Raw genomic sequence first — 4,161 nt, 5'->3', positions numbered from 1 at the left:
AGGTGATCTGGTGATACGTCATTGCGCGTCCCCTTCTCTTGGCGGATTTGAGGAATCGCAAGTATCCCGGGTCGCCTCCCTTCGGCGCCAGTGTGTTGCACTTACTTTATGAATTCGCCTCTCGAAAAGGAAGGTCGTTGGTTTTCGAGGGCTGAGGGAGTTCGAGCTGTCCTTCGATCCGGACCTGCCGTCCGTCGTCGTGGGGCCAAACAATACCGGGAAGACCACGCTGCTCGATGCGATTGGGCTTGGCATGGGTTCGGCGAAGTTCTCCCGCTACGACGTCTCGGACGGGGACTTCTGGCAGGGCAAAGACGGCGAGCCCGTCGAACACTTCGTAATCGACCTGGAGCCATGGTACGAGGGCATCTGTGGCCAGTTCTGGTCCGACGACCAGCTTTACGCATACTGGACCATGATGCCTACCGGTGCTGCCGGATACCGCTACGGAGCTCAGGGCATCTGGAACGTCGGTGACGGGACCATCCTGACGCATGGGGGAACGCAGACCTACGACGAGGCGCGACAACTGCGCACCCCCGAACTGCTCGGATAGATCTCTAAGAACTGGGCAAGCCTTCTGTCCTCCGAAGCCACCGCGGTGATCGAGACCAGCCGCACCGGGGGCCTGCGGGCGATCACTGCTTACACCGTGCGCGGCCGCGTCACCTACTACCCATCACCAGCCGGCCTGCGCACCAAGCCGGGCATGAAGGTCTGGGACGTTCGGCCAGCCACATTCGTGGCGAATCTGCCGTCTGATGGCGCCGTCGTTGTTTGGGAGGCTTAGGCTAGAAGGCCGGACCTGGTCGCGACCGCATCCCAGCGGCCGAAGAACAGTCCGTCAAGGACGGGCTCGCGTGCAGACGGCAGGGCGTGGGGCTCCAATCGGCGCCGAGGCGTCGGAGGTGAGAGATTGCAGGATTTCTGGACCGTCGCCGATTCAGGGCGCTGGGGCGCCTGTGCCGATGTCCGTGTGATGCCGTCCATCCGCGTCCGTGCCGCGCATGCGCGTGATCTAGGGCGGCGAGTTCTTCGTTCCCGGTTCAGCGTTCGGTCGCGTGCTCGGGGGGGCCAGCAGTGTGCGAGTGTGACACGGAGTCAACGACCGTCGACGCCACGAAGGACAGAGCTGAGGCAATACCAAGCATCGAGGCAATCACGCCCGCCACGAGAGACGACGAGTGCGTGGCGGACGCCGAAGCCCGGTTCATCCACTTCATTCCAGTGCTCCACGGCAACTTCATCTGCTTCGCGAATCCCGACCGATCAGCGGTTGAGTGCCAGACGGCTGAGCGCTGAGAAGCTCGGAGGGCAGGCGACCGCGTTCCCCTCTGCCTTGTAGACGACAGCCCCTTAGCGCCCAATCGAGTTCTACACGAACCTCCAGGGCGTTGAAAAACGACACGGTGAGAATCACTTGCGACAGGCCCGCGGCACTGTCGCCTCAAGAATTGCGCGGATCGGCCTCCGGAGCCGAAGGTCGCAGGTTCGAATCCTGCCGGGCGCGCCAGCTCCTTCGGAGCTGCCTGCGTCCGCCAGTCTTCAGGCACGCCGCGACTCACTGCGTGCGTCGCGAGCGGGCACGAATCCTCGTCCCCGCGCGCCAGCTTCTTCCGCGCACCCTGCCCCGGCGGCTTCCTGAGTCTTCGCTCACCGTCCGCGCAGGCGTCGCGCGTGGTTGATGAGGGCGTTGGTCGAGCCGTCGTGGCTGGTGGCGTCAGTGGCGGCGTCGAGTTCCGGCAGGATGCGGTTGGCGAGCACCTTCCCCAGTTCCACGCCCCACTGGTCGAACGAATTGATGCCCCAGACGGCCCCCATCACGAACACCTTGTGTTCGTAGAGGGCGAGCAGGCGGCCGAGCGTGCGCGGGTCGAGACGCCGGTAGAGCAGGCTGGTCGTGGGCCGGCTGCCGGGGAAGACCTTGTGCGGGGCCAGACGCGCCACGGCGTCGGCGTCGAGGCCGGCGGCGGCAAGTTCGGCCCGCGCCTCCTCGAGTGTCTTGCCGCGCATGAGGGCTTCGGGCTGCGCGAAGAAGTTCGAAAGCAGCAGGGGATGGTGCGCCGCCAGGCCGTGCGCGGGCTCCGCGGCGGCCAGGAAGTCGGCCGAGACGAGCCGCGGGCTCTGGTGCAGCAACTGGTAGAAGGCGTGCTGGCCATTGGTGCCCGGCTCGCCCCAGACGATCGGGCCCGTGGCCACGTCCACCGGCGCGCCCTCGCGCGTCACGGCCTTGCCGTTGCTCTCCATGTCGAGCTGCTGCAGGTAGGCCGGCAGGCGCCGCAGGTACTGGTCGTACGGCAGCACCGCGTGGGTGTCGGCCCCGAGGAAGTTCGTGTTCCAGATGCCGAGCAGGCCGAGCACCATCGGCAGGTTGCCGGCGATGGGCGCGGTTTCGAAATGGCGGTCCATGTCGTCGGCGCCGGCCAGCAGTGCGTCGAAGCCCGCCGAGCCGATGGCGATGGCGATCGGCAGGCCGATCGACGACCACAGCGAGTAGCGGCCGCCCACCCAGTCCCAGAAGCCGAACATGTTGGTGGCGCCGATGCCGAAGGCCTCGACGGCGGCGGCGTTGGTCGAGACCGCCACGAAGTGGCGGCTCACCGCGGCGTCGCCGAGCGCGGCCACGAGCCAGGCGCGTGCCGATCGCGAGTTGGCCATCGTCTCCTGCGTGGTGAAGGTCTTCGACGCGATGATGAAGAGGGTCGTGGCCGGCGCGACGAGCCGCAGCGTCTCGTCCAGATGCGCGCCGTCGACGTTCGAGACGAAGTGCATCCGCGGACCCTCGCGTCCGTAGGGCGTGAGCGCGTCGACGACCATCGCCGGCCCCAGGTCCGAGCCGCCGATGCCGAGATTGATCACGTCGGTGATGCGCGCGCCGGTGGCACCGGTCCAGCGGCCGGCGCGGACGTCGTCGGCGAACTGGGCGAGGTGGGCCCGGGCCGCGCGCACGTCGGGCATGACGTCGTGGCCGTCGACGAGCACGGCACCGGGGGCCGTGCGCCGCAGCGCCACGTGCAGCACGGCGCGATCTTCGGTGGTGTTGATGCGGGCGCCGGCGAACATGCGATCGCGTGCCGCTTCGACGCCGGTGGCGCGGGCGAGCTCGCCGAGGAGCCGCATCGTCTCGGCCGTGACGCGCTGCTTCGAGTAGTCGACGAGCAGATCGTCGAGGCGGATCGAGAAGCGCGCAAACCGCTCCGGGTCGTCGGCGAAGAGCTGCCGCACCGGCACGTCCGCGATGCGGTCGCGATGCTGTTCGAGTGCGGTCCAGGCGTCGATCGAAGTCAGACTCATCGTCGTAGTCTACGCGTGGCGGGCAAAGCCCGCGACCGCGTGGCGCGGCACGCCCCAGCCCCCAGCCCCTAGCCCCGAGCCCCGAGCCCCGGTAAGATCCCCCCATGTCCCTGCTCGACTCCCTGAAGCGTTACACGGTCGTCGTTGCCGATACCGGCGACATCGACGCCATCCGCCAGCACCGGCCGCAGGATGCCACCACCAATCCGTCGCTGCTGCTCAAGGCGGCGCAGCAGCCGGCCTACCGGGCGCTGGTGGACGGCGCGCTCGCGGCTGCCGCGGCCACGGGCACGAGCGGCCCCGCCCGCACCGAAGCCTTCATGGACCGCCTCGCCGTCGCTTTCGGCTGCGAGATCCTCAAGATCATCCCGGGCCGTGTCTCCACGGAAGTGGACGCGCGTCACAGCTTCGACACCGAGGCCACGATCGCGAAGGCGCACGACCTCATCGCGCTCTATGCGGCCGCCGGCGTGCCGAAGGAACGCGTGCTCATCAAGATCGGCAGCACCTGGGAGGGCATCCGCGCCGCCGAGGTGCTCGAGCGCGAGGGCATCCACTGCAATCTGACGCTGCTCTTCAGCTTCGCGCAGGCGGTGGCCTGCGCGGAAGCCGGCGTCACCCTCATCTCGCCCTTCGTCGGCCGCATCTACGACTACTACCGGAAGGCGAAGGGCGCCGAGATTCCCGTGGACGCCGACCCGGGCGTCGAATCGGTGCGCCGCATCTACGCCTACTTCAAGAAGCACGGCTACCAGACGCAGGTCATGGGCGCCAGCTTCCGCCGTGTCGAGCAGATCACGCAGCTCGCCGGCAGCGACCTGCTCACGATCAGCCCCGAGCTGCTCGCGGCGCTCGCCGAGACGCCCG

General features: G+C 67.9%; 4 protein-coding genes. 3 read left to right on the top strand and 1 reads right to left on the bottom strand.

Annotation, left to right across the window (positions count from 1 at the left end):
• The first annotated feature begins 112 nt into the window (after positions 1-112).
• Both Q0C41_RS30240 and Q0C41_RS30235 read left to right on the top strand, forming a co-directional pair.
• Positions 113-556, top strand: coding sequence for an AAA family ATPase (locus Q0C41_RS30240; RefSeq protein ID WP_291990557.1), 444 nt, complete (start codon positions 113-115; stop codon positions 554-556).
• A gap of 45 nt (positions 557-601) precedes the next feature.
• Entirely contained in the window at positions 602-790 is a 189-nt protein-coding gene (locus Q0C41_RS30235; protein ID WP_291990554.1) for a hypothetical protein, read from the top strand.
• Positions 791-1,653: 863 nt separating this feature from the next.
• Here the strand turns inward: Q0C41_RS30235 and pgi are convergent.
• Positions 1,654-3,294: a glucose-6-phosphate isomerase gene (gene pgi / locus Q0C41_RS30230; protein ID WP_291990551.1), complete on the bottom strand. Its 1,641-nt coding sequence runs from the start codon at positions 3,292-3,294 to the stop codon at positions 1,654-1,656.
• Between the two features lie 104 nt (positions 3,295-3,398).
• Here pgi and tal point away from each other — a divergent pair.
• The coding region (tal, locus tag Q0C41_RS30225) for a transaldolase (RefSeq protein ID WP_291990550.1) at positions 3,399-4,161 on the top strand (763 nt) is incomplete at its 3' end.

Source organism: Luteitalea sp. (genome assembly GCF_022842525.1).
Taxonomy (GTDB): Bacteria; Acidobacteriota; Vicinamibacteria; order Vicinamibacterales; family Vicinamibacteraceae; genus Luteitalea.
This window is presented reverse-complemented; position numbering and strand designations above follow the sequence as displayed.

Excerpts from the sequence above, each read along its gene's own strand:
- pgi (WP_291990551.1), bottom strand. The coding sequence starts at position 3,294 with ATGAGTCTGACTTCGATCGACGCCTGGACCGCACTCGAACAGCATCGC.